Origin of the sequence: Cognatishimia activa, from assembly GCF_017798205.1 — a bacterium.
GTDB lineage: Bacteria > Pseudomonadota > Alphaproteobacteria > Rhodobacterales > Rhodobacteraceae > Cognatishimia > Cognatishimia activa_A.
The window spans coordinates 870,013-891,462 of the sequence record NZ_CP060010.1 but is presented as its reverse complement, the minus strand read 5'-3'; the positions used below and the strand labels follow the sequence as shown (position 1 = coordinate 891,462).

Annotated in this window: 28 protein-coding genes; 13 read left to right on the top strand and 15 right to left on the bottom strand. The window is 57.2% G+C overall.

The features are described from left to right. Positions 1-106 precede the first annotated feature (106 nt). Together HZ995_RS04300 and HZ995_RS04295 are read left to right on the top strand one after the other, a co-directional pair. Positions 107-1,042 (top strand): dimethylarginine dimethylaminohydrolase family protein, encoded by a 936-nt coding sequence (locus HZ995_RS04300; RefSeq protein WP_209357446.1) that lies wholly within the window; start codon positions 107-109, stop codon positions 1,040-1,042. 9 nt (positions 1,043-1,051) lie between these two features. Next, positions 1,052-1,447 carry a hypothetical protein gene (locus HZ995_RS04295; protein WP_209357445.1) on the top strand — a complete coding sequence of 132 codons (396 nt, stop codon included), beginning with the start codon at positions 1,052-1,054 and terminating at the stop codon, positions 1,445-1,447. Here HZ995_RS04295 and HZ995_RS04290 read toward each other — a convergent pair. After that, on the bottom strand, positions 1,444-1,830 hold the full coding sequence (locus tag HZ995_RS04290; protein WP_209357444.1) for a GFA family protein: 387 nt from the start codon (positions 1,828-1,830) through the stop codon (positions 1,444-1,446). The two genes, HZ995_RS04295 and HZ995_RS04290, sit on opposite strands and share 4 nt — an antisense overlap. Positions 1,831-1,931: 101 nt before the next feature. On the opposite strand from HZ995_RS04290, the gene HZ995_RS04285 reads away from it, so the two are divergent. Then, a complete protein-coding gene (locus tag HZ995_RS04285) occupies positions 1,932-2,711 on the top strand; it encodes a type 1 glutamine amidotransferase (protein WP_209357443.1) in 780 nt (259 codons plus the stop codon). Between the two features lie 3 nt (positions 2,712-2,714). Here the strand turns inward: HZ995_RS04285 and HZ995_RS04280 are convergent, their stop codons facing one another. Both HZ995_RS04280 and HZ995_RS04275 read right to left on the bottom strand, forming a co-directional pair. Beyond that, the gene (locus HZ995_RS04280) at positions 2,715-3,209 is read right to left on the bottom strand and encodes an SRPBCC family protein (protein ID WP_209357442.1); all 495 of its coding nucleotides are present in this window, start codon (positions 3,207-3,209) and stop codon (positions 2,715-2,717) included. Then, positions 3,202-3,555, bottom strand: coding sequence for an ArsR/SmtB family transcription factor (locus HZ995_RS04275; RefSeq protein ID WP_209357441.1), 354 nt, complete (start codon positions 3,553-3,555; stop codon positions 3,202-3,204). The genes HZ995_RS04280 and HZ995_RS04275 overlap by 8 nt, the downstream gene beginning before the upstream one ends. Before the next feature lie 135 nt (positions 3,556-3,690). On the opposite strand from HZ995_RS04275, the gene pheT reads away from it, so the two are divergent. Beyond that, the gene (gene pheT, locus HZ995_RS04270) at positions 3,691-6,102 is read left to right on the top strand and encodes a phenylalanine--tRNA ligase subunit beta (protein ID WP_209357440.1); all 2,412 of its coding nucleotides are present in this window, start codon (positions 3,691-3,693) and stop codon (positions 6,100-6,102) included. Here pheT and HZ995_RS04265 read toward each other — a convergent pair. Both HZ995_RS04265 and HZ995_RS04260 read right to left on the bottom strand, forming a co-directional pair. Further along, positions 6,099-6,599 carry a GNAT family N-acetyltransferase gene (locus tag HZ995_RS04265; RefSeq protein ID WP_209357439.1) on the bottom strand — a complete coding sequence of 167 codons (501 nt, stop codon included), beginning with the start codon at positions 6,597-6,599 and terminating at the stop codon, positions 6,099-6,101. The genes pheT and HZ995_RS04265 overlap by 4 nt on opposite strands. Beyond that, on the bottom strand, positions 6,596-7,501 hold the full coding sequence (locus HZ995_RS04260) for a LysR family transcriptional regulator (RefSeq protein ID WP_209357438.1): 906 nt from the start codon (positions 7,499-7,501) through the stop codon (positions 6,596-6,598). Before HZ995_RS04260 ends, HZ995_RS04265 begins: the two co-directional genes overlap by 4 nt. A 104-nt stretch (positions 7,502-7,605) precedes the next feature. On the opposite strand from HZ995_RS04260, the gene HZ995_RS04255 reads away from it, so the two are divergent. Together HZ995_RS04255 and HZ995_RS04250 are read left to right on the top strand one after the other, a co-directional pair. Then, positions 7,606-8,238, top strand: coding sequence for a class I SAM-dependent methyltransferase (locus tag HZ995_RS04255; RefSeq protein WP_209357437.1), 633 nt, complete (start codon positions 7,606-7,608; stop codon positions 8,236-8,238). Between the two features lie 68 nt (positions 8,239-8,306). Then, positions 8,307-8,756, top strand: a complete 450-nt coding sequence (locus HZ995_RS04250) for a YtoQ family protein (protein ID WP_209357436.1) — start codon at positions 8,307-8,309, stop codon at positions 8,754-8,756. Positions 8,757-8,842: 86 nt separating this feature from the next. Here the strand turns inward: HZ995_RS04250 and HZ995_RS04245 are convergent, their stop codons facing one another. Then, a complete protein-coding gene (locus HZ995_RS04245) occupies positions 8,843-9,544 on the bottom strand; it encodes a glutathione S-transferase family protein (protein ID WP_209357435.1) in 702 nt (233 codons plus the stop codon). Positions 9,545-9,690: 146 nt separating this feature from the next. Between HZ995_RS04245 and mscL the strand changes: the two genes are divergently transcribed. Beyond that, on the top strand, positions 9,691-10,125 hold the full coding sequence (mscL, locus tag HZ995_RS04240; protein WP_209357434.1) for a large conductance mechanosensitive channel protein MscL: 435 nt from the start codon (positions 9,691-9,693) through the stop codon (positions 10,123-10,125). A 113-nt stretch (positions 10,126-10,238) separates the two neighbouring features. Next, entirely contained in the window at positions 10,239-11,033 is a 795-nt protein-coding gene (locus tag HZ995_RS04235; RefSeq protein WP_209358151.1) for a mechanosensitive ion channel family protein, read from the top strand. Between the two features lie 28 nt (positions 11,034-11,061). Here HZ995_RS04235 and HZ995_RS04230 read toward each other — a convergent pair whose 3' ends face one another. After that, entirely contained in the window at positions 11,062-11,343 is a 282-nt protein-coding gene (locus HZ995_RS04230) for a DUF1330 domain-containing protein (RefSeq protein WP_209357433.1), read from the bottom strand. A gap of 79 nt (positions 11,344-11,422) precedes the next feature. On the opposite strand from HZ995_RS04230, the gene HZ995_RS04225 reads away from it, so the two are divergent. Then, on the top strand, positions 11,423-12,319 hold the full coding sequence (locus HZ995_RS04225; protein WP_209357432.1) for a LysR family transcriptional regulator: 897 nt from the start codon (positions 11,423-11,425) through the stop codon (positions 12,317-12,319). On the opposite strand, the gene ald is transcribed toward HZ995_RS04225, so the two are convergent. After that, positions 12,316-13,437: an alanine dehydrogenase gene (gene ald, locus HZ995_RS04220; protein WP_209357431.1), complete on the bottom strand. Its 1,122-nt coding sequence runs from the start codon at positions 13,435-13,437 to the stop codon at positions 12,316-12,318. The genes HZ995_RS04225 and ald overlap by 4 nt on opposite strands. 138 nt (positions 13,438-13,575) lie before the next feature. Here ald and HZ995_RS04215 point away from each other — a divergent pair, with 138 nt between their 5' ends. Continuing rightward, complete coding sequence (locus HZ995_RS04215; RefSeq protein WP_209357430.1) at positions 13,576-14,034, top strand: Lrp/AsnC family transcriptional regulator; 459 nt, start codon at positions 13,576-13,578, stop codon at positions 14,032-14,034. A 115-nt stretch (positions 14,035-14,149) separates the two neighbouring features. Here HZ995_RS04215 and yghU read toward each other — a convergent pair whose 3' ends face one another. The 3 genes from yghU to rpsU all read right to left on the bottom strand — a co-directional run bounded on the left by yghU (position 14,150) and on the right by rpsU (position 15,969). Then, positions 14,150-15,019 carry a glutathione-dependent disulfide-bond oxidoreductase gene (gene yghU / locus HZ995_RS04210; protein ID WP_209357429.1) on the bottom strand — a complete coding sequence of 290 codons (870 nt, stop codon included), beginning with the start codon at positions 15,017-15,019 and terminating at the stop codon, positions 14,150-14,152. Positions 15,020-15,082: 63 nt separating this feature from the next. Continuing rightward, positions 15,083-15,592: a ferritin gene (locus HZ995_RS04205; RefSeq protein ID WP_209357428.1), complete on the bottom strand. Its 510-nt coding sequence runs from the start codon at positions 15,590-15,592 to the stop codon at positions 15,083-15,085. A 170-nt stretch (positions 15,593-15,762) separates the two neighbouring features. Further along, positions 15,763-15,969 carry a 30S ribosomal protein S21 gene (rpsU, locus tag HZ995_RS04200; protein WP_005614280.1) on the bottom strand — a complete coding sequence of 69 codons (207 nt, stop codon included), beginning with the start codon at positions 15,967-15,969 and terminating at the stop codon, positions 15,763-15,765. Between the two features lie 111 nt (positions 15,970-16,080). Between rpsU and HZ995_RS04195 the strand changes: the two genes are divergently transcribed. Beyond that, on the top strand, positions 16,081-16,749 hold the full coding sequence (locus HZ995_RS04195; protein WP_209357427.1) for a COQ9 family protein: 669 nt from the start codon (positions 16,081-16,083) through the stop codon (positions 16,747-16,749). Positions 16,750-16,773: 24 nt separating this feature from the next. Continuing rightward, on the top strand, positions 16,774-17,754 hold the full coding sequence (locus HZ995_RS04190) for an NAD(P)H-quinone oxidoreductase (protein ID WP_209357426.1): 981 nt from the start codon (positions 16,774-16,776) through the stop codon (positions 17,752-17,754). A 59-nt stretch (positions 17,755-17,813) separates the two neighbouring features. Here HZ995_RS04190 and HZ995_RS04185 read toward each other — a convergent pair whose 3' ends face one another. From HZ995_RS04185 to HZ995_RS04170, 4 genes are all read right to left on the bottom strand, one after another. Continuing rightward, positions 17,814-19,100, bottom strand: coding sequence for a PepSY-associated TM helix domain-containing protein (locus HZ995_RS04185; protein ID WP_209357425.1), 1,287 nt, complete (start codon positions 19,098-19,100; stop codon positions 17,814-17,816). Positions 19,101-19,136: 36 nt separating this feature from the next. After that, the gene (locus tag HZ995_RS04180; protein ID WP_209357424.1) at positions 19,137-19,520 is read right to left on the bottom strand and encodes a hypothetical protein; all 384 of its coding nucleotides are present in this window, start codon (positions 19,518-19,520) and stop codon (positions 19,137-19,139) included. Positions 19,521-19,582: 62 nt separating this feature from the next. Next, the gene (locus tag HZ995_RS04175; RefSeq protein ID WP_209357423.1) at positions 19,583-19,864 is read right to left on the bottom strand and encodes a hypothetical protein; all 282 of its coding nucleotides are present in this window, start codon (positions 19,862-19,864) and stop codon (positions 19,583-19,585) included. A 9-nt stretch (positions 19,865-19,873) separates the two neighbouring features. Next, a complete protein-coding gene (locus HZ995_RS04170) occupies positions 19,874-20,509 on the bottom strand; it encodes a ribonuclease T2 family protein (protein ID WP_209357422.1) in 636 nt (211 codons plus the stop codon). A gap of 133 nt (positions 20,510-20,642) precedes the next feature. On the opposite strand from HZ995_RS04170, the gene HZ995_RS04165 reads away from it, so the two are divergent. Then, complete coding sequence (locus HZ995_RS04165; RefSeq protein ID WP_209357421.1) at positions 20,643-21,410, top strand: DUF1013 domain-containing protein; 768 nt, start codon at positions 20,643-20,645, stop codon at positions 21,408-21,410. Positions 21,411-21,450 lie beyond the last annotated feature (40 nt).

Sequence of the window (21,450 nt, the reverse complement as noted above, 5' to 3'; positions counted from 1 at the left end):
AATTTTAGGCCGCTTCGGAAATCCTGAGCGGCCTTTTTCTTGGCCACACTTGACTCGCGGCCCACAAAGCTCAAGCTCGTCGCCATTGACGATAAGGAGCTTTGATATGGCCGACGGAACCCAAACCGACAGTTTTTCCCTGCGCGTTCGGCGTGATGGCGGCGGGACGCCCGAGTTGAACACTTGGGGTGCCAACAGCGATTACGGCACCTTGCGGTCGGTACTTTTGGGGCCGATTGAGAACTATCAGTGGCTCAAGACTTCGAGCCTTTCGAAGAAATCCCTACGGCGCGGTGTCGAGTTTGATCCGAAGGTCGCCCAAGCCCAGCATGCTGAAATGGTGGACGCCTATCGCTCCGCCGATGTCGACGTGCATTTTCACGCGCCTGATCCGCATCTGCCCTATCAGGTCTATGCGCGTGATAGTTCCGTCATGACGCCCTATGGCGCGATCATCACCCATATGAGCCAATACTGGCGTCGCGGCGAAAACTTCCGCGCGATTGAGACCTATCAAAAGCTTGGCATCCCGATTTACGACTATGTGACCGCTGGCACGTTTGAGGGCGGCGATTTCAACGTCATCGAACCCGGCGCCGTTCTGATTGGCTGGGAGGGCGATGAAGGTCGTTCACAAGAGCAAGGTGCGAAGCAGATCGCGGCGTGGATGGAGGCCGAGGGCTGGGAAGTTATGCTGGCCGACATCGACCCGTACTATGTACATATCGATCTCATGGTCGTCATGCTCGCGCCGAAACTCGCGGCGGTCTGTTTGGAATGTACCGACCCCAAGGTGATCGAGTGGCTCAAGTCAAAGAACATCGAGCTGATCACGGTGCCGTTCCAGGAAACCATGGCTTTGGGGTGTAACGTAGTAGCGTTGGGTGAGGATCGGGTTTTGTTGCCAGCAGCCTCAAAGACCCTGAAGGAAAAGGTCAAAGCGCATGGTTTCACGGTGTTTGATCCCGAGCTTGATATGATCACGCAGGGCGGCGGCGGTGTGCATTGCATGTGCCAGAGCCTTGTCCGCGATCCAGTGTAAGGAGGCGGGATGTTAAAGAAACTCGCGCTATGTCTGGCTCTCGTTGCACCGCCATTGGCGGCAGACGAAGCTTGGGAGAGCGACATGGGCCTCATCGTCTATGAGGCCGAGGAAAACGGGGCCGCGCTCTTTTCCTTTGTGAATGTGGACGCCTATCCAGCGACGCTCGTGATTCCGGGACTGGCTGGGAACTACAACAACCGAGGCGTTCATGACGCCTATTGGGTAGGCACCGGGGCAGGGGAGTGTCCTGCCTTTCTCGCGGCTCCCGGGTATGAGGCGACGACCAATTGGGGGCGGGCACTGATCAGTTTTGACCGACCTGCATTCCCGACGTCGTTCACGTTGACGCTTGGCGATTGCTTCGGGCCCCTCACATATGCGATCCGCGCCGAGGCACCTTAATAGGTTTCCAAAATCTCGACGGGATCGTTGATGTCGTAGTAGCAGCCTTTGTTTTTGGCGAAGATGTGCTTGGCGATTTTGAAATCATCCGGCGGGTTGTCGAGACAGCCAGCCGCGATACCAACACCCGTTTCGTCTTTCATCTGATAGAAAAGGCTCGAGCCGCAGGCCGAACAAAACCCACGGCGCGCCCATTCTGAAGACGTATACCACGTCAGGGTTTCCTTTGAGGTAAAGCGCAAATCTGCGAATTCAGTGCGCGTGGCGGCCCAAAGATGCCCGCTTGTTTTGCGGCATTGGGTGCAGTGACAGACGGTGATTTCCTTGCGTCCGGTTGCAAATTCGAACCGAACATTCCCGCATTCGCAGCTGGCTTTAATCATGTCACACTCCTGAACTGATGTCGCGTTCGAGCTTGCATGCGTTCTGAAACGAGGCAAGAGTTTCTTGACTTTGCTCTGCCATCAAATGCCGAACTGCCGCCATGACCAAAATTTTAATTATTGAATCCAACACCCCAGAAATGAACGCGGTTGGCGGAATCGCTTGTGGCGGTTTTCTTCGGACAATTCTCGGTTTGCGGCCTACGACCGAGGTTCATGTCGCGTCTCCCTATGGGGGCAAGCTGCGGAGAGGCGTGTTTGATGACGTGGATGGCGTGATCTTTAGCGGCTCGGGCGTCGCTTGGTCCACAGATGCGCCCGAGGCAGCGGGCCTTCGCAAGGCGATGGAGGCCGCGTTCACGGCAGAGCGCCCCGTGTGGGGATCCTGCAATGGATTGCAGCTTGCTGCCGTCGTGCTGGGCGGCAAGGTGGGTGAATCTCCCAAAGGTCACGAAGTTGGCCTTGCCCTGGATCTGGCCATGACCGAGGCCGGCGGAGCGCATCCCATGATGGCAGGGCGCGATGCCAGTTTCGCGGTGCCCTGCGTGCATCGCGATGAGGTTCAGGAATTGCCGGAAGGCGCCGTGCTCTTGGCGTCAAACGATCATTCGCCCGTGCAAGCTATGGTCTATGAGAAAGATGGCGTGGATTTCTGGGGCACGCAGTATCATCCGGAATTGTCAGCCTCTGAGGTTGGGACTTACCTCAATCGAGGGATATTTGAAGGCCACCGCCATATGCAGCGCGATCTTTTGTCGGCGGATTTCGACCCGCAGGCCGCTGCGCGTCTTGGCGCGCCCGAAGGCGCGCTTACCTTGGACACGCGGGCGCGCGAATTGCTGAACTGGCTAGACCATGTCGAGGCAAAACGCGCGGCCTAGGGCCTAGGCTTTTAGTTCCGCCAAAACCTCTTCGAGGATCTCCATACCCTTGCCCCAGCCATTGCCCATCTGATCCATAGAGGCGGCAAAACACGCGACTTCGGCCTCTGAAGCCTCATGTGGCACCCAGGTCAGCACCATCTCGCATTTGTCGCCTGACGCTGTGAAGGTCACGGTTGTTGTCAGCCAGCGTGGCCAGTCTGGCATCATCGGGTTGGCCATGATCTGCCAGTCCGCATCCGTATTGCCGTGCAACCAAACCAGCTTCGCGTCCTGCGCCACCTCTGTGTAATCCGCCCGCTGGTAGTTGGAATTGCCGCCCCACTGCATCTCGTGCAGCCACTCTCCGCCTTCGCGCACGTCCATTTTATGCACAATCGAGGTCACCCCGGGCCCATACCAGCGCTGTACCAACTCGGGTTCCGTCCAGGTGCGCCAGACCAAAGAGGGGGGCGCGTCAAACAGGCGTTTTAACTCGTACACGGGTAAATCAGTCATTCTTTTCCTCCTGTTTCAATTCGTTAAGCAGGTCATCGAGCTGGTCAAAGGACCCTGTCCAAAAACGTTTAAATTCCTCAAGCCACGCCACCGCGTCCTGCATCGGCGCCGCTTTCAGGCGGGCAGGTCGGCGTTGTTTGTCGATCGCGCGTTCAATCAGCCCTGCGTTTTCAAGAACCTTGAGGTGCTTGGACACCGCAGGCTGGCTCATCGCGAAGGGCTGCGCCAATTCGTTCACCGAGGCATCCCCTCGCGAGAGTTTCGCAAGGATCGCGCGGCGGGTGGGGTCGGCCAGCGCGCCAAAGACCGCATCCAAGTTTGGATTTTCATAACTAAGTGATTCCATAACTAAACGGTTATATAAAATTCCCTCTGCGTCAACCCTGCCGAAAACCGCGAGAAACGGGGCCATAGTGCTTCCCCCTCTCGCGCATATCCGCTAAAGCCCTTTTGACCCGACGATGACTGACGGAATTGACCGATGAAATTCACGCTTTCCTGGTTGAAAGACCACCTGGACACAGACGCTTCTCTTGACGAGATTCTCGACGCCCTGACCGACCTTGGTCTTGAGGTGGAAGGGGTTGCGAACCCTGCCGAGCGCCTGTCTGAATTTACCATCGCAAAGGTCAATGCGGCCGAGAAACATCCGGATGCGGACAAGCTGAAGGTCTGCCAAGTCGAGACCGACGAAGGCGTCAAACAGATCGTCTGCGGCGCGCCCAATGCGCGCGAAGGGATCACCGTCGTTCTGTGTAAGCCGGGCTCGTATATTCCGGGTCTCGATATCACCATCAAGGTGGGCAATATCCGCGGTGTTGAAAGCCACGGTATGATGGCGTCTGAGCGCGAGCTGGAGCTGTCTGACGAGCACAATGGCATCATCGAACTGCCTTCTGGTGAGGTTGGTCAGAAGTTCGTCGATTGGTTGGCTGAAAATGACCCGGCCAAGGTCGATCCAGTGATCGAAATCGCGATTACGCCAAACCGTCCGGATGCTTTGGGCGTACGTGGCGTGGCGCTGGATCTCGCAGCGCGGGGTCTAGGCAAGATGAAGCCTGCTAAGACGGCTGATGTGACCGGTACGTTCGACAGTCCGATCTCTGTCACCATCGACGAAGACACCCGCGAAAACGGCTGTTTCGTGTTCGGCGGGCGTCTGATCAAAGGCGTGAAGAACGGTCCAAGCCCTGAGTGGCTGCAGGATCGCCTCAAGGCCATCGGCCTGCGTCCGATTTCGACTTTGGTGGATATCACCAACTTCTTCACCTACGACCGCAACCGCCCTCTGCACGTCTTTGACGCCGATAAGGTCAAAGGCAATCTGCGCATTCACCGCGCCAAAGCGGGCGAGACCCTCGTGGGTTTGGACGAGAAAGAATACACCTTCGGCGACGGTCAGGTCGTGATCTCTGATGACGAAGGCATCGAGAGCATCGCGGGCATTATGGGCGGTCTGGAAACCGCCTGTACCGAGGACACCGTGAACGTCTTCCTAGAGGCCGCCTATTGGGATCACATCCAGATTGCGACCACGGGACGGGCTCTGAAAATCAACTCTGATGCGCGCTATCGCAACGAACGTGGCATCGACCCGGGCTTCAATATGGAGGCACTGGATCTGGCGACGCAGATGATCATGGATCTTTGTGGTGGTGAGCCGTCTAACGTTGTCGTCGCAGGCGAAGTGCCGAACGTGAGCCGCGCCTATAAGCTCGACACCGACCGTGTACAGTCCTTGGTTGGCATGACCATCCCAGCCGAGGAACAGCGCGCCACTTTGGAAGCGCTTGGCTTTACGCTGGATGGCGATATGGCCAATGTGCCGAGCTGGCGTCCCGATGTTCTGGGAGAGGCTGATCTTGTCGAAGAAGTCGCGCGGGTTGCCTCGCTGACGAAGCTCAAGGGCAAGCCACTTCCACGCGTCACCGCGGGCATTCCCGGACAGATTCTAACCCCGATCCAAAAGCGTGAACAGATCGCACGGCGCACCACGGCGGCGCTGGGCTACAATGAATGCGTGACCTATAGCTTCATCGACCAATCCGCCGCCGAGCTGTTTGGCGGTGGCTCTGATGCGACGATGCTGGAAAACCCGATCTCCTCGGAAATGAGCCACATGCGCCCGTCCTTGCTGCCGGGTCTGTTGCAGGCCGCAGCCCGCAACCAAGCGCGTGGGTTCATGGATTTGGCTCTGTTTGAATGTGGCCCAGTGTTCCACGGCGGAGAGCCGGGCGAGCAGGAAAACCTCGTCACAGGTATTCTTGTGGGCCGCACCATGTCCAAAGACATCCATGGCGAAAGCCGTCCGGTCGATGTGTTTGACGCCAAAGCCGATATGGAAGCCGTGCTCGAGGCGCTGGGTGCACCTGCGAAGCTGACGTTCAACCGCTCCACCAATGGGTGGTGGCACCCGGGTCGCTCGACCAAGGTTGGTCTGGGCCCGAAAAAGATCCTCGGCGCTTTTGGCGAGTTGCATCCGAAAACCATCGAAGCCATGGACGTCAAAGGCCCGGTTGTTGCCTTCGCGATCCACATCGCCGAGATCCCAATGCCGCGCAAATCCGGCGCGACGCGTCCGGCCTTCAGCGTCAGCGATTTGCAGGCGGTCGAGCGTGACTTTGCCTTTGTGGTCGACAGCTCCGTCGAAGCGATCAATTTGGTGAATGCCGCAGGTGGCGCTGACAAAGAACTGATCGAGTCCGTGCGTGTCTTTGACGAGTTCACCGGCGAAAAGGCCGAAGCGCAGATGGGCGAAGGCAAGAAATCCATCGCTGTGACCGTACGCCTTCAGCCGTCTGAAGCGACCTTGAAAGAAAAAGACATCGAGGCGGTCTCTGCCAAGATCGTTGCCAAGGTCGAGAAAGCCACGGGCGGCACGCTGCGCGGCTAAGGTTTTGGATCGAAGGCCGGCGCAAACGTGAGCTGGCCTTCGGGATCCTGTCCCGACAAAGTTTTGAATTGCACGACCTCTGGCGGCACCTCGCCATAGGTCAGCCGCTTGTTGCAACGAAATCCGAGTTTCGAGTAAAGCGCCGGATCGCCGATCAGCGCGCAGCCGGATGCACCTCTCTGTTCAAGAATGCTTAAACCGGCGTCCACCAATTTGCGCCCGATGCCCTCGCGTTGCCGTTCAGGCGCAACCGAGATCGGGCCCAGACCGAACCAGCCGCAGTCTTCGCCGTTGATCCGCACGGGTGAAAAGGCCACGTGACCGACAATCGTTCCACCGTCTTCCGCAACCAAGGACAGGGTCAAATCGCCATCAGACCGCAGGTCGTTCAGAATACGCCCTTCCGAGCCGTCGCTGTAGGGCATTTGTGAAAATGCGCGTTGCGTGAGGGCAAAGAGTGTTTCCGCATCTTCTGCCGCTTCGGGCCGAATGATCATGGGTTCCCCCGATACGTTCGTTTCAGATAGTCCGATAGCATATCAAACACCAACCGGATGCGGCGACTGGTGTGGAGCTCTTGGTGTGTGGCCAACCATACCGGATATTTCAGCAGCTCCTCTTGCGTCACCAGACGCCGCATGAAAGGCAATCTCCGTGCAACAAGATCATCCATGATGCTCAGGCCAAAGCCCTCGAGCGCATATTGCCATGCGACCAACCCGTTTTCCGATCCGATGTGAAAATTGTCATCGGTGATATGAATGTCGAGATCTTTCAGATACTGCAGCATGACAGCCGTATCGCCATAGGAAATGAATCTGTGGTCCTTGAGGTCTTCGCGCGTCGTCGGTGTGCCGTATCTTTGCAAATAACTGTCCGCGCCATAGAGCGAGGCATTAGCCTCGACGACCAGCTTGGCGATGAGGTCAGGCTGCTCGGGACGGACATGGCGGATGGCGATATCAGCCTCGCGGCGCAAGAGGTCGCGGATGTCATTGGCCGCAATCACATCGATTTTCAGGTTGGGCGCGGTGTCTTCTAACTCGCGCAGGAACTGGGGCAGGATATAGGCGGACATCATGTCAGAGGCCGTAATCCTGACCTCGCCCTCAATGGATTGGGACTGGCCAGAAGCCGTCAGCGCAAAGAGGTTTGCAGCCTCTCCCATTTGTTTGGTGTGATCCAGCAGCTCGACGCCTGCAGAGGTCAGCTCCAAGGTGCGCCCGACGCGTTCAAACAAGAGAATGCCGAGATCCTCTTCAAGGGCAGCGACCTGGCGGCTGAGCGTCGGCTGCGTGAGGCCAAGCTGTCGCGCGGCGGCGGACAGCGAGCCCGTTTCCGCGGTCGCCAGAAAGGCGCGGATGTGGTTCCAGTCGGGGGTTTTGGGCGCGTTGCTCATGCGTTTATGTATATATTTCTTGCGAAATTGGGCAATTCTATTCGCAGTCGTTGCGTGTATTTTCCAGATCAAGACGAGTTTTTAGAGAGTGACGAGATATGGCAATGGCAGATAAAGCCCAGTTCTGGAACAAGATCGCGCCGAAATACGCGCGCGATCCGATCAAGGATATGGAGTCCTATGAGATAACGCTGAACAAGACGCGCGGCTATCTGCGCGCCGATCACGCTGTGCTTGAGATTGGGGCGGGAACCGGGTCTACGGCCTTGTTGCTAGCAGGGGAGTGTGCTCATATCACTGCTACTGACCTGTCCGAAAAGATGCTTGAAGTGGGCCGCGAGCGGGCTTGGAATGACGGCGTTGGCAACATTTCTTTTGAGGTCCGCAGTGCCGAAGACATGCCTGAGGGCCCCTTTGATGTGGTGCTTGCGCATAACATCCTGCATCTGGTCGAAGATTTGCCTTCGGTTCTGGCGCGTGCGCACGCCGTGCTGAAGCCTGGCGGTGTTCTGGTGTCCAAAACCTTTGTGAAACCCATGTCTGGACTGCATTTGGAATATCGCGTGATGAAACTCGCGCTGCCCATTATGCAGTTTTTTGGCAAAGCCCCCTTTGTGGCGTTCCACACACGCGCGGCGTTTGAGGCGGCTTTTGCAGACGCCGGATTTGAAATCGTTGAAAGCGGGCATTTCCCCGTAGGCCAAGAGCGGCTTTATACTGTGGCTCGAAAGACCTAGTGCGCCGGAACGGTGGACATTTCCTAATGGCCGCGCATAGTGCGGCGCAGGAAATGCGGAGAGAGCACATGGGATTGAACGTTTATCTGTCAGGAGAGATCCACACCGATTGGCGCGAGCAGATCATTGAAGGCGCAGCGGGTCTGGATGTCAGCTTCAACAGTCCCGTGACAGACCATGCGGCCAGCGATGACTGTGGCGTTCGCATCTTGGGCGCTGAGGATCAAAAATTCTGGCACGACAACAAAGGGGCCAAGCTGAACGCGATCCGCACCCGCAAAGGCATCGAGGACGCAGATGTCGTCGTCGTGCGCTTTGGCGACAAGTACAAACAGTGGAACGCTGCTTTTGATGCAGGCTACGCGGCGGCGCTGGGTAAGTCGCTGATCGTTCTTCACGGCCCGGATCATCAGCACGCGCTGAAAGAAGTGGATGCGGCGGCTTTGGCCGTGGCAGAGGAGCCCACCCAGGTGGTTCAGATGCTCAGATATGTATTGACTGGTGCTCTTCCTGCCTAAGCGAGTTCCGTGCTGAAAGCCCAGTTTTGAATATTTTTGCAAGATGAAAACGCGCCTGCCTCACATTGAAGGCAGGCGCTTTGATTTTAGCCCTGAGGGTTCGGGATCGTGCGACCCTTTTGAACAGCAGGGCGTGCCAGGAAACGCTCCAGATAGGCGTTTACATTTGGCAGTTCATCCCAGCCGACCAGGTCTTTGGCTTGATAAAAGTCCAGCGCAGCAAGCCATGGCGCGATGGCGATGTCGGCGATGGAATATTCACCGGCAATCCAGTCTTTGTCCGCGAGTTCTTTTTCCAAAACCGCGAGCAGACGCTTAGCTTCGCTGACATAGCGCTCGCGTGGGCGCGGGTCTTCGATTTCAGAGCCTGCGAATTTCACGAAGAAACCCATTTGGCCGAACATCGGACCCAATCCGCCCATTTGGAACATGAGCCACTGGATGATCTTGGCTTTCTCGGAAGGGGTATTGCCAATCAGCTTGCCAGTTTTCTCAGCCAGATAAATCAAGATGGCTCCGCTTTCGAAAAGGCCAACTGGTGCGCCGTCCGGGCCGTTTGGATCAATGATCGCGGGGATTTTGTTGTTGGGGTTCAGCGACAGAAACTCGGGACTTTTGACGTCTGCATCGGACAGGGTCACCAAGTGTGGCTCATAGGCCAGACCCATCTCTTCCAGCGCAATGGAAATTTTCACGCCGTTGGGGGTTGGGAATGAAAACAGCTGCAGGACGCTTGGGTCCTTAGGAGTCCATTTTTCGGTAATTTTAAATTGAGAAAGGTCGGACACGTTTATCTCCTAGGTTGATTACGGGGAAGATAGGCAGTTTTTCCCATAATTTTAGATGAAAAACGGTGCGTATTTGGGCAGGGTGTTGTGCATAGACGCAAGTCGTCTGTGTATAACTTAAGAAATAGCAGCAGAGGGGACAGTTCATGTTGCAGGAATTCAGAGACTTTATTGCCAAAGGCAATGTCATGGACATGGCCGTTGGGATCATCATTGGCGCGGCTTTTACGGCCATTGTGAAATCCATGGTCGGCGATTTGATCAATCCGATTATTGGCCTGTTCTTGGGCGGTGTTGATTTCACGAACTCTTACATCGTGCTCTCCGGCGAAGTGGCCGCTGGCGCGAGCCTTGAGGCCGCCCGCGAAGCAGGGGCTGCGGTCTTTGCGCATGGGGCGTTTATTATGGCGGTGATCAACTTCCTGATCATTGCTTTCGTAGTCTTCATGCTTGTGCGCTATGTGAACAAGGTCAAAGACGCGGCCTCCAAGAAGGAAGAGGAAGCGCCCGTCGAGGAGGCTCCAGCGGGACCAACCGAGCTGGATATCCTGATGGAAATTCGGGACTCGCTGAAAAAGTAAGGGCTTGTCGCCTTTTCATCGAAAATGTGCTGCAGTATGGCAGGCACAGCAAAAGGGCCGGGGTTTCCGGCCCTTAAATATTGGGAGACAATATCGTGACTTGGGACAGCGTGATGGCTTTCGTGGGGCAGTATTCCAACATCGTAACCGATACGATTACGGCCCTGATCGTATTGATAATTGGCTGGACAATTGCCGGCCTCGTGGCGCGCATGATCCGACGTCGCGTTTTTGCGAGCGAGACGCTTGATGACACCATCGGCAGCTTTGCAGCGTCGATGGCACGCTGGATCATTTTGTTGATCACAGGCATCGCGATCATGGGGCTGTTTGGTATTCAGGCGACGAGCCTTGTGGCCATCATGGGGGCCGCGACTTTGGCCATTGGTTTGGCACTGCAAGGCACGCTAAACGATCTGGCCGCTGGGTTCATGTTGATCATCTTCCGTCCGTATAAGATCGGCCAATATGTCGAGGTCGGTGGAACTGCGGGGACCGTGAAGGACATCAATCTTTTCGTCACCGAGCTGGCGACGCCAGACAATGTGCAGATCATCGTGCCCAATGGTCAGGCCTGGGGCTCTGTCATTACCAACTATTCCCATCACACGACCCGCCGGATCGATCTGCTGTTTGGCATCGACTACAATGACGATGCTGACAAGGCGATGGCGATCATTCTGCGCGTTGCCGAGGAAGACGGGCGCATTCTGAAAAGCCCTGAGCCTTGGGTGAAGGTCACGGACCTCGGTGCGAGTTCCGTGGATATCACAGCGCGGCTGTGGTGTTCGGCGGATGACTATTGGAACGCGAAGTTCGAGCTGACCAAGGCGATGAAAGAAGCCTTTGACGCCGAAGGGATCTCGATACCATACCCGCATGTGGTGCAGATCCGCCGCGAAGGATAATTGGAAGGGGCCTCACGGGCCCCTTTTTTTACATCAGAATAATGTTGGATGTGCCTGCGCCTTGGCGCAACGCGTGGGTGCTTGCGAGTTCCGGGTCATTGATCCAGCCAAGCGCGTGATCGCGGTCGGGGAAGGTTAGGATCACAGTCACATCCGGGGCCGATGCGTCGCCTTCGATGATCTGAGCCTCTTGAGACACCGCCAGTGGTTCGGCTTTGTATTTCGCCAAAGCCGCGCCTGCTTTTTCGCGATAGGCGGCGAGAGTGTCTGGGTCTTTGATTGAAAGTGTAACGATGGCGTGGGCAGTCATAGCGTGGATCCTGTGTTTTGAACTGGTTGAGACATAGCGCGCCAAGGGGTGATCAAAAACGATCATTGATGCGCATTATATGCGCATATATTATCAGGCCATGTTGGATTGGAATGACCTTCGCTTTGTTCTGGAGACCGCGCGAAATGGCGGAACCAGCGGGGCTGCGCGGGTTTTGGGGGTAAACCACGCCACTGTCGCGCGGCGGATCACTGCGGCCGAAGAGGCGTTGGGCGAAAGGCTGTTTGATCGTTTGCCCAGCGGCTATGTGCCAACCGAGGCCGGCCGAGAAGCCGTGAGAACAGCCGAGGCCATGGAGCGGCTCGACTCGGAACTGGATCTGAAAATCGCAGCTCGGGATGACCGGATCAAAGGACGGTTGCGCGTGACGGCTCCGCAGTTGTTTATCCAGCGCGTGCTGGGCGGCATTTTGGCCGAGTTCACCGAGGCCTATCCCGAGGTGGATCTGGAGTTGGTCGCGACCAACGACACGTTGAACCTCGCGCAACGTGAGGCGGATGTTGCGATCCGGTTTTCCAAGGACCCGCCCGAGACTTTGGTTGGGCGTAGGTTCATCGATCAGAAAGGCGCAGTCTATGCGACGCCCGAGTTGATTGCCCGAGATACGGGGGGAGAAGCCCCCCTGGATTGGGTCAAGTTTGCCCACTGGCCGGGCCCTCCGGCCGAGATCAAAGCAGTGCGCCCGAATTTGAGGGTGCGGTTGACGGTGGACGATATGGCTGCAGCGATCGGGGCCGTGCGGGCCGGGATCGGAGCGACGCGGATGGCTTGTTTTCTGGGGGATACGGATCCGGCCTTAGTTCGTGTGCCGGGGATGCCTCGGTTTGACTATTTACCGCTCTGGCTTTTAACCCATGCGGATCTGCGTCATGTGCCGCGGATCAGGACATTCATGGATTTCACCGCAGCTCGCTTGGGCAAGCTGCGGCCGGTGTTTGAAGGAACCGCGCCTTAGGCTGCTTTAAGCGCCAGTTGGGGTGACAGCACGTCGATCCCAAGCGCTTTGCCAACCGCAAAATAGGTCAGCTTTCCGGCGTGGACATTGAGGCCGTTCAGCAAATGCGGATCGTCGTCACAGGCTTGCTTCCAACCCTTATCCGCCAGGTTCAGCAAGAACGGCAATGTTGCGTTGCCCAAAGCTTGCGTTGACGTGCGTGCAACAGCGCCCGGCATATTTGCCACGCAGTAGTGCATGATGCCGTCGACTTCATAGACTGGATCGGCATGTGTGGTGGCGCGCGAGGTCTCGAAACAGCCGCCCTGATCGATGGCGACATCCACCAATGCCGCACCCGGTTTCATGTCAGACAACTGCGCGCGTGAGACAAGTTTTGGTGCTGCGGCGCCTGGGATTAGAACCGCTCCGATTACCATGTCGGCGGTATTGACCAATTCTGCGGTCGCGCCTGCAGTGGAATATTGGTTCTTGAAGACATTGCCGAAGACGTCATCGAGATACTTCAAACGATTGAGGCTGCGGTCTAGAACGGTGACATCTGCGCCCATTCCAGCAGCGATACGCGCGGCGTGGGTGCCGACGACTCCGCCGCCGATGACGACGACCTTGGCCGGGGCAACGCCCGGCACGCCGCCCATCAGAACGCCGCGCCCGCCATTGGCCTTCTGCAGGGTCCATGCGCCGACTTGCGGTGCCAAACGACCCGCGACCTCGGACATGGGTGCAAGGAGAGGGAGGCCTCCGTTTGCGTCCGTCACGGTCTCATAGGCGATGGCCGTGCAGCCGCTGTCCAAGAGATCGCGGGTTTGGTCTGGATCGGGCGCGAGGTGGAGGTAAGTGAACAAAAGTTGGCCTTCGCGCAGCATCTTGCGCTCGACCGCCTGAGGCTCTTTGACTTTGACGATCATATCGGCGGTGGCAAAGATTTCTTCGGCGGTATCAAGAAGCGCAGCGCCAGCGGCTTCGTAGTCTGCATCGGCAAATCCAGCACCTGCGCCCGCGCCTTTCTGAATGACAACCGAGTGGCCATGATTGACCGCCTCGCGCGCAGCATCCGGCGTCATGCCGACCCGAAATTCCTGTGGTTTAATCTCTGTTGGGCACCCGATTTTCATGAGCTTGTCCTTAGGTTTGCGTTTCCTAAGTCTGACCGCTAAACAAGGCGAAAGTGCTGCTTTTTTAGGCAGAATAAAAACATGCATATCGAAGAATCTTCGAATATTGTGTTAAAAGTTGCAAGGAGGTTCGCAGATATGGAGCTTGATCAAACGGATCGTCGCATCCTGACGGTGCTGCAAAAGCGGGGACGCATGTCGAATGCGGATCTTTCTGAAGAAGTAAACCTTTCGGCGTCGGCCTGTCATAGGCGCGTTCAGAGGCTGGAGAGCGACGGGTTTATCAAGGATTACGTTGCACTGTTAGACCCGCGCAAAATGCGGGTGCCGACCACTGTGTTTGTCGAGATCACGCTTTCGGGGCAGGCGGATGAGGTTCTTGAGGCCTTTGAAAAGGCCGTCGCACGGATCCCAGATGTTTTGGAGTGTCATCTGATGGCGGGCACTGCGGACTATTTGTTGAAAGTCGTGGCTGAAAATACCGAGGATTTTGCGCGTATTCACCGCCAATATCTGGCGCGCCTGCCGGGGGTGGCACAGATGCAGAGTTCTTTTGCTTTGCGCACCGTGTTTAAAACCACAGCTTTACCGGTTTAGGGGGGCGTTGCCCCCCCTTGGCTTGTACTTTGGGCTCCGCCCGTTCGACCCTCAAAGGCACCTCGAGCTTTTGCGAGACGGGTCTCACCCCCCAAAGTATTTCCGGCATGAAGGCTTAGCTGTCTTGCAGCTTGTCTTGCGTTTTCGTGTCAAAGTCGGACGCATCATGGCGTTCGTGCAGTTGCATGGACAGGTCGTCGCCAAAAGCGCGGTTGACCATGCGGCCGCGTTTGACCGCCGGGCGCGCGTCGATGGCTTCGGCCCAACGCATCACGTATTTATAGCTGGCGACGTCTAGGAATTCAGCGGCGCTATAGAGGCGGCCAAGGACCAATTGGCCATACCAAGACCAGATCGCGATATCGGCGATCGTGTAGTCGTCGCCCGTCATATAGGTGTTCTCGGCCAAATGGCGGTCGAGCACGTCGAGCTGGCGCTTGGTTTCCATGGCGAAGCGGTTGATTGGGTATTCCCATTTTTCAGGCGCATAGGCGTAGAAATGGCCAAAGCCTCCGCCCAGATAAGGCGCGCTGCCCATTTGCCAGAACAGCCAGGACATCATCTCGGGACGTTTGGCAGGATCGCTTGGCAGGAAGGCGTTAAACTTCTCGGCCAGATGCAAAAGGATCGCGCCGGATTCAAAAACGCGCGTCGGAGGTGTGGTGGAATGATCCATCAGCGCGGGGATTTTCGAGTTCGGGTTCACATCGACAAAACCCGAGCTGAACTGCGCGCCTTCTCCGATATTGATCAGATAGGCGTCATATTCGGCTTCGCTGTGGCCCGCGGCCAGAAGTTCTTCGAAAAGGACCGTGACTTTCACACCATTAGGTGTCGCCAGAGAATAGAGCTGGTGGGGGTGCTTGCCGACCTCAAGCTCTTTGTCGTGGGTCGGGCCTGCGATGGGGCGGTTGATATTGGCGAATTGGCCGCCGTTGTTCTGTTCCCAAGTCCAGACTTTGGGTGGGGTATAGGTGTCACTCATAAGGATCCTCGCAGGCTGTTTGAGGGGAATGTAGTCATTTGACCTGCGAGGTCCAAGGGGGGGTTAGGCCGTCGCAGGGGCAGCGGCCTGAGTGGCGACCTCTTTATCCAGCGTGATAAGGTTCCAACGGTCGGATTCAGCCGCCTCGGTTTGGATCAAAAGCGTGCGGAAGCTGTCTTCTTCTTCGACCTGTTCGTCGATGAACCACATAAGTTGGGTTTGTGCCGCGTAGTCGTTTTTCTCTTTCGCCAGACCGTAGAGCGCATGGATGCTTTGCGTGACCGCTTGCTCCATCGTCAGCGCGGCACGGATGGCGACAGAGGGCGACTGAAACGTTGTGACCGGAGCCGCGATGTCTGAAAGGATGACATCACCATCGCGGCGCAGAACGAAATCAGACAGGCGCGCGGCGTGCTGGCTTTCCTCTGCGGATTGGGCGCGGAAGAAGGCGGCAAAGCCCGGCAGGTCCTGACTTTCGAAATAGAACGCCATCGCAAGATAGCTATGAGAAGCCGCCAGCTCTGCGTTCACTTGCGAGACAAGAGCATCGGCCAAAGTTGCGTCGAGGGTCATATGTGATCTCCTGAAAATTTGAAACGGCTGGCATCTCGCTGGCACAGCCCTAACCTAATTTAGAATAATTCTAAATCAAGGGGAATCGGGGGTTAGAAACGACAAACCCCCGCGGTTTTCACCTCGGGGGTCGTCAATTCTTATAGTATCCAAAGCTGGAACAAAGGTGCTTAGAGCAAACCTTCGCGCTGGGCTTTCTTACGTGCCAGTTTACGGGCACGGCGGATCGCTTCAGCTTTCTCGCGCGCTTTTTTCTCGGACGGCTTCTCGAAATGTTGCTTAAGCTTCATTTCGCGGAAGACACCCTCACGCTGCAGCTTCTTTTTCAGGGCACGAAGCGCCTGATCGACGTTGTTGTCGCGAACACTAACCTGCATGTGGTTTTCACCACCTTTCTAAGTTTGAGTTGCAAGGATTTGCAGGAGCCGCCCCTATAGCAAAGCTGTTTTGATCTGTCTAGTATGGGGTAATGCGGTCAAGAGGTGGTCATGAGCCAAGATCTTAAGTCGAAATTAGTGGATGCGGCGCTGGCGCATGTGGCCTTTGATGGCTGGTCACCGGCGACGTTTGAGGCGGCGGTTGCGGAGTCGGGTGTGGATCCTGTTGTGGCGCGCGCAATCTGTCCACGCGGGGCGGTGGATCTGGCCGTGGCCTTTCATGAAAATGGCGATGCGGCGATGATTGCGGCCTTGGAAGGTGCGGATCTGGACGAGATGCGGTTTCGTGACAAGGTGGCCTTTGCCGTGCGCAAGCGGTTGGAACTTTGCCCAGACAAAGAGGCTGTGCGACGCGGATCAACGCTCTTTGCCCTGCCGCATTACGCGCCGACGGGCACGCGGTTGATCTGGGGCACGGCGGATGCGATTTGGAACGCGCTTGGCGATACCTCACGTGATTTCAATTGGTACACAAAGCGCACGACGCTCAGCGGGGTCTATGCGGCGACTGTGCTGTTCTGGCTGGGGGATGAGAGCGAAGATCACGCGGACACCTGGGCGTTTCTGGATCGCCGGATCGAGAATGTCATGCAGTTTGAAAAGGCCAAGGGCGCTTTTCAGAAAAGCCCTTTGGGCAAAGCTTTGGAGCGCCCGCTGTCGTCCCTAGGCCGGATGCGGGCCCCAAAGACGGCCTCGGGGTTTCCTGGTCGCTGGCGTTAATGACATAAAAACGGAGAGACGAGCATGAGCGACGCAATGCGCGCCATTGAAATCACGGCCCCTGGGCGGCCGGATGTTTTGCAATTGACCGAACTGCCGATCCCGCAACCGGGTCACGGAGAGGTTCTGATCCGGTTGGCCTATGTCGGTGTGAACCGGCCAGACGCGCTACAGCGTGCGGGACTTTATAACCCGCCACCGACGGCCAGCCCCCTGCCGGGTCTTGAGGGCGCCGGCATCATTGCCGCTGTTGGACCAGGTGTGACGGAATGGGCTGAGGGCGACAAAGTCTGTGCTCTCTTTCCGGGTGGGGCCTATGCCGAATATGCGCTGACACCTGCCGCGCATTGTTTGCCGATTCCCGAGGACATGCCTCTGCGTGAGGCGGCGTGTCTGCCCGAGACCTATTTCACTGTGTGGTCCAACGTCTTTGAACGCGGTGGCCTGAAAGCGGGCGAGCGGTTTCTTGTGCATGGTGGGTCTTCGGGTATCGGAACGACGGCGATCCAACTGGCCGAGGTCTTTGGGGCACGGGTCTTTGCCACAGCGGGCTCAGACGCCAAATGTGCCGCGTGTCTGCAGCTCGGGGCGGAGAGGGCGATCAACTACAAATCCGAGGATTTTGTAGAGATTCTGCGCAAAGAGGGCGGTGCGAATGTGATCCTTGATATGGTCGGCGGCGACTATATCCCGCGCAACCTGCGTGCTTTGGACGAAGACGGGCGGCTGGTGCAGATCGCTTTCCTGCAAGGGCCAAAGGTTGAGGTGAACTTTGCCTTCCTGATGACGCGGAGGTTGACGATGACGGGGTCTACCCTGCGGCCGCAAAGCGATCTGGAAAAGGCTCGGATTGCGGGCGAGCTGCGCGAAAAGGTCTGGCCGCTGCTGGACGCGGGCCGGATCGCTCCGGTGATGGACAAGGAGTTCGCGTTAGAGGACGCTGCCGCTGCGCATTCGCGCATGGAAGGTGGCGATCACATCGGGAAAATCGTTCTGAAAATCTGATCGACCTGTTGCCGAAAGCTACAGCCCTAGCCTCGCAACAGAGGCTCGGGCTTTTTTTGTTACCGCAGACGGCGCAGGATCGCCCAATCAAGGATCAGCGCCACGATCAGCGATGCCCCCACGAGTGGGAAGAGGATCGACAAGGCCACCACCAAAGCGATCATGCTTGGGCTCAGTGCCGCATCCGGCGCATTCGGCACGCCAAGGCTGCCGGCGGGGCGGCGTTTCCACCAGGCGACAAAACCCGTGACCGACAAGAGCAGCGCAAGGATCGCAGCCACCGTGTTCTGGATCAGGTTGGTCAGCCCATAGAGCTCTCCCTGATGGAACGAAATGCCAAGGGACACGGTTTTCGCGACCGCCGGGTTGTCCTGGAAATCCAACCGTTTCAGGATATCGCCGCTGTAGCGATCAATCACCAGCTCGGTCTGGTCATTGCGGTTGGTTGAGGCCGAGCGGATCCAATAGGCCCCATTCGCCTTGCGCGGCGGGCGCATTTCATAGGGCGCTTTCAGGCCTTCTTGCCGGGCGATGGCAAAAACGTCCTCATAAACGATCGTCACGCCAGAATCGCTCGTGGACTTCGGCGCGCCGCGGAAGCGCATGGATTGCGAATTCTGCCCCGTCGCCTTTTGGATCTGACTAAGGCCGCCACCCCAGACGTCGGTCCATGGCAGGCCGCTCACAAGGATCGGCGTGACCAGAACCACCGCCAAAAACCCCGTGAACAAATGCGTCTCGCGCCACCAGCTGCGGCCTTTGGACGGCCCTCCTTTCGGGGGCGCCACGGCCTGAGATAGCGTACGCTTGCCACGAGGCCACCAGAGGTAAGCGCCGGTGATGAACATGACGATAGCCCAATGGGCCGCGAGCTCTACGAACTTGGTGCCGGTCTTGCCCAAGAGCAATTCACCATGGAATTTCTTGAGCATGCGCATGGGCATCTCGTCGCGGGCAACAGAGCCAAGGACTTCGCCGGAATATGGGTTTACCCAAGCGAAGGACCGGATTTCACCAGCGTCGTTATATTCGATTTTGGTCGAGCGGGTCGGGTCGTCATATTGCGTGATCCCGCGCAGTCGGGTAATTCCATGGGCCTCGCGCAGCACATCGACCTGGATCTCAAGCGGCAGGGCTGCGCCGGTCTGCTGAACATGCAGATAGTCAGCATAAAGCCAGTTTTCGATTTGCGGTTTATAAAGGTAAATCCCGCCGGTCAGCGCCAGCATTGCCATGAAGGGCAAGACATACAGCGAGGCCAAAAAGTGCCATTTCCAGACGAGACGATAAAGTGCGCCGCCGCTTACGTAAGATGCGGGGGACGCCGGTGCGGTTGCATCGGTCATAAGTATTCCTGTGTTTGATCAGAGTGAAAGAGGGGCTCAGATCAAAACAGGTGGGGCGCGCGAGGGTTCTAGGGTCTTGAGGGTTTCGCCTGCGGGGGCAGGGTGCTCATGCAGAGAGAAAGCAAAGCTGTAGTCGCGGGCCAGTGTCTGCCACGCGGGCGTTGGGGTCTCGGTGACATCCAAGGCAAGCGTACGCAGACAGTCGCTGTCTTGGGTCTCATGGACTTCGACGGGGGTGCCGTCCTCATCAAGCGCGACTTTCACATATTCAGATCCGGTACAGATGATCGCCACGTCTGCGCCGGGGATAAACTCCACAACCACCGCAGAAATCCGCGGCAGCAAAAGCGCGACGATCAGCACTAAAAGTGCGACCGAGGTCTCATAGATGCGGAGCGCTTTGTGGAGGCGGGTGGTCATCAGGTTTCTTTAATAAGTATTTGATTTGCTTGTTATATAGAAACCGGTGCAACTGACACGTTTTAAACTGTCGCAAGCCGCAGGATGAGCGGCAGGGCCGTCGACAGCGCTGGGCTGCTCAGTAGCGCGGCACAGGCGAGATTGGCAATGGACAATGCCCAGATCCAGCGGCTGTAATCAGGCAAAGCCCGCGCAATGCGCGCGTTTCCAACGGCCATCAGGAAAACACAGCCGAAAAAGACGATTTCGTTCAGGAGAAGAGAGCTTTGGATCGGCAGAATCAGCGACACGATCCAAGGGAGCAGGACGTTGATGCCGATCAGGGCGTTGAAGAGACGAGACATAAAAATACCCTAGCGGATCGGATCAAACAGCGCATCGTCAAGGCGACAGTCTTTGACAACGTCGCGACCGCAGGGCACGGGATCCAGCGACTTAGACAGGCAAATGCGTGCTTCTTGGATATACCCCCTTTTGCAGGTGATGGTGATGCCATCAGGCTCGAGCTCTGGGTTGTCTTGCAGGAAGGCCTGTTCGATCAAAGTCGCAGGTAGGGATATCGGGTCTTTGAGCTTTCGAAGCACCTCCGGACGGGTCACACGCCCATAGGCCTCACGCGACAGCGCGAAATAATCCGCGGCTTCCAGCCCCGCACAGGTGCCGTGTTTCTTCCACTGATGCCACGCCAGCCCCGAGGTGCCCATGATATCGGCCATCTCGGCAGTCATGCGCCGTGATGGGGCGCGTTTGGTGGTTAGGCAATAGCTTGGCCAGCCCTGATGATATTGCGGCCAAAGTCCGTGCAGAATCCAGCCGTGGTCTTTATCCGCGTCGCATTGCTCAGAACCCTTAGCGTCCCCCTCCAGGCGGCACCAATTCGGCGACCAGCTCAGGGCCATGACATAATAGTCGAACTCTCCGGCCCGCTCGCCCTCGGCCAAAACCGGGGATGCGCAGAACAAAACCAGCAAGGCTACCACACGCTTCATTCACTCTTTCCTTTTATGCCAATCCACACTATATCGGGCGTAAGTTCCCCCGAAAAGGTAGCCCGCATCCCCAAACAGGATGCCGTCAGACCGAAAGTCTGGCGAGGGGAAAACTATGCGTTAGGAGGCCGATATGGCAAAACCGATTATGGCGAAAGCCACCGCTGTTTGGCTGGTGGACAATACAACGATCAGCTTCAAGCAGATCGCGGATTTCGTAGGCATGCACGAGCTTGAAGTGCAGGGCATCGCGGATGGCGACGTTGCGACCGGTGTCAAAGGCTTTGACCCGATTGCCAACAACCAGCTGACGCAAGAAGAGATCGACGCAGCGCAGGACAGCCCCCTGCACAAGCTGAAACTGAAATTCAACGCGGCTGCCGTTGGCGAAGAGAAGCGTCGCGGCCCGCGTTATACGCCTCTGTCCAAACGTCAGGATCGTCCGGCGTCTATCCTGTGGCTCGTTAAGTTCCACCCGGAACTCTCTGACGGTCAGGTGTCCAAACTGGTTGGCACCACAAAGCCGACCATTCAGGCGATCCGTGAACGGACCCATTGGAATATCGCGAACATCCAGCCGATCGATCCGGTTGCGCTGGGCCTGTGTAAACAGTCTGAGCTGGATGCAGCGGTTCAGAAAGCCGCGGCGAAGAAAGCGGCTGAAGGCGGCGTCATGAATGATGACGAACGTCGCAAGCTGGTGTCCACCGAGCAATCTCTGGAGATGGACGCGGAACCACGTATGCCATCCAATATGGAAGGTCTTGAGGCCTTCACGCTTGGCGACACGCCTGCGGATGCGGGCCTAGAAGAAGATCCACGCAGTGACGATGATTTCGCGGATGCGGACAGCTTCTTTAACCTGCCTGAGTCTGGTGACGAGGACGAACAGCCTTCGTAAGGCAAGCTCTGAGAGACAGGAAAAAGGGGCCAGCACGGCC

Coding starts and splice junctions, on each gene's coding strand:
- HZ995_RS04300 (WP_209357446.1), top strand. CDS start 107: ATGGCCGACGGAACCCAAACCGACAGTTTTTCCCTGCGCGTTCGGCGT.
- HZ995_RS04295 (WP_209357445.1), top strand. CDS start 1,052: ATGTTAAAGAAACTCGCGCTATGTCTGGCTCTCGTTGCACCGCCATTG.
- HZ995_RS04290 (WP_209357444.1), bottom strand. CDS start 1,830: ATGATTAAAGCCAGCTGCGAATGCGGGAATGTTCGGTTCGAATTTGCA.
- HZ995_RS04285 (WP_209357443.1), top strand. CDS start 1,932: ATGACCAAAATTTTAATTATTGAATCCAACACCCCAGAAATGAACGCG.
- HZ995_RS04280 (WP_209357442.1), bottom strand. CDS start 3,209: ATGACTGATTTACCCGTGTACGAGTTAAAACGCCTGTTTGACGCGCCC.
- HZ995_RS04275 (WP_209357441.1), bottom strand. CDS start 3,555: ATGGAATCACTTAGTTATGAAAATCCAAACTTGGATGCGGTCTTTGGC.
- pheT (WP_209357440.1), top strand. CDS start 3,691: ATGAAATTCACGCTTTCCTGGTTGAAAGACCACCTGGACACAGACGCT.
- HZ995_RS04265 (WP_209357439.1), bottom strand. CDS start 6,599: ATGATCATTCGGCCCGAAGCGGCAGAAGATGCGGAAACACTCTTTGCC.
- HZ995_RS04260 (WP_209357438.1), bottom strand. CDS start 7,501: ATGAGCAACGCGCCCAAAACCCCCGACTGGAACCACATCCGCGCCTTT.
- HZ995_RS04255 (WP_209357437.1), top strand. CDS start 7,606: ATGGCAGATAAAGCCCAGTTCTGGAACAAGATCGCGCCGAAATACGCG.
- HZ995_RS04250 (WP_209357436.1), top strand. CDS start 8,307: ATGGGATTGAACGTTTATCTGTCAGGAGAGATCCACACCGATTGGCGC.
- mscL (WP_209357434.1), top strand. CDS start 9,691: ATGTTGCAGGAATTCAGAGACTTTATTGCCAAAGGCAATGTCATGGAC.
- HZ995_RS04235 (WP_209358151.1), top strand. CDS start 10,239: ATGGCTTTCGTGGGGCAGTATTCCAACATCGTAACCGATACGATTACG.
- HZ995_RS04230 (WP_209357433.1), bottom strand. CDS start 11,343: ATGACTGCCCACGCCATCGTTACACTTTCAATCAAAGACCCAGACACT.
- HZ995_RS04225 (WP_209357432.1), top strand. CDS start 11,423: ATGCGCATATATTATCAGGCCATGTTGGATTGGAATGACCTTCGCTTT.
- ald (WP_209357431.1), bottom strand. CDS start 13,437: ATGAAAATCGGGTGCCCAACAGAGATTAAACCACAGGAATTTCGGGTC.
- HZ995_RS04215 (WP_209357430.1), top strand. CDS start 13,576: ATGGAGCTTGATCAAACGGATCGTCGCATCCTGACGGTGCTGCAAAAG.
- yghU (WP_209357429.1), bottom strand. CDS start 15,019: ATGAGTGACACCTATACCCCACCCAAAGTCTGGACTTGGGAACAGAAC.
- HZ995_RS04205 (WP_209357428.1), bottom strand. CDS start 15,592: ATGACCCTCGACGCAACTTTGGCCGATGCTCTTGTCTCGCAAGTGAAC.
- rpsU (WP_005614280.1), bottom strand. CDS start 15,969: ATGCAGGTTAGTGTTCGCGACAACAACGTCGATCAGGCGCTTCGTGCC.
- HZ995_RS04195 (WP_209357427.1), top strand. CDS start 16,081: ATGAGCCAAGATCTTAAGTCGAAATTAGTGGATGCGGCGCTGGCGCAT.
- HZ995_RS04190 (WP_209357426.1), top strand. CDS start 16,774: ATGAGCGACGCAATGCGCGCCATTGAAATCACGGCCCCTGGGCGGCCG.
- HZ995_RS04185 (WP_209357425.1), bottom strand. CDS start 19,100: ATGACCGATGCAACCGCACCGGCGTCCCCCGCATCTTACGTAAGCGGC.
- HZ995_RS04180 (WP_209357424.1), bottom strand. CDS start 19,520: ATGACCACCCGCCTCCACAAAGCGCTCCGCATCTATGAGACCTCGGTC.
- HZ995_RS04175 (WP_209357423.1), bottom strand. CDS start 19,864: ATGTCTCGTCTCTTCAACGCCCTGATCGGCATCAACGTCCTGCTCCCT.
- HZ995_RS04170 (WP_209357422.1), bottom strand. CDS start 20,509: ATGAAGCGTGTGGTAGCCTTGCTGGTTTTGTTCTGCGCATCCCCGGTT.
- HZ995_RS04165 (WP_209357421.1), top strand. CDS start 20,643: ATGGCAAAACCGATTATGGCGAAAGCCACCGCTGTTTGGCTGGTGGAC.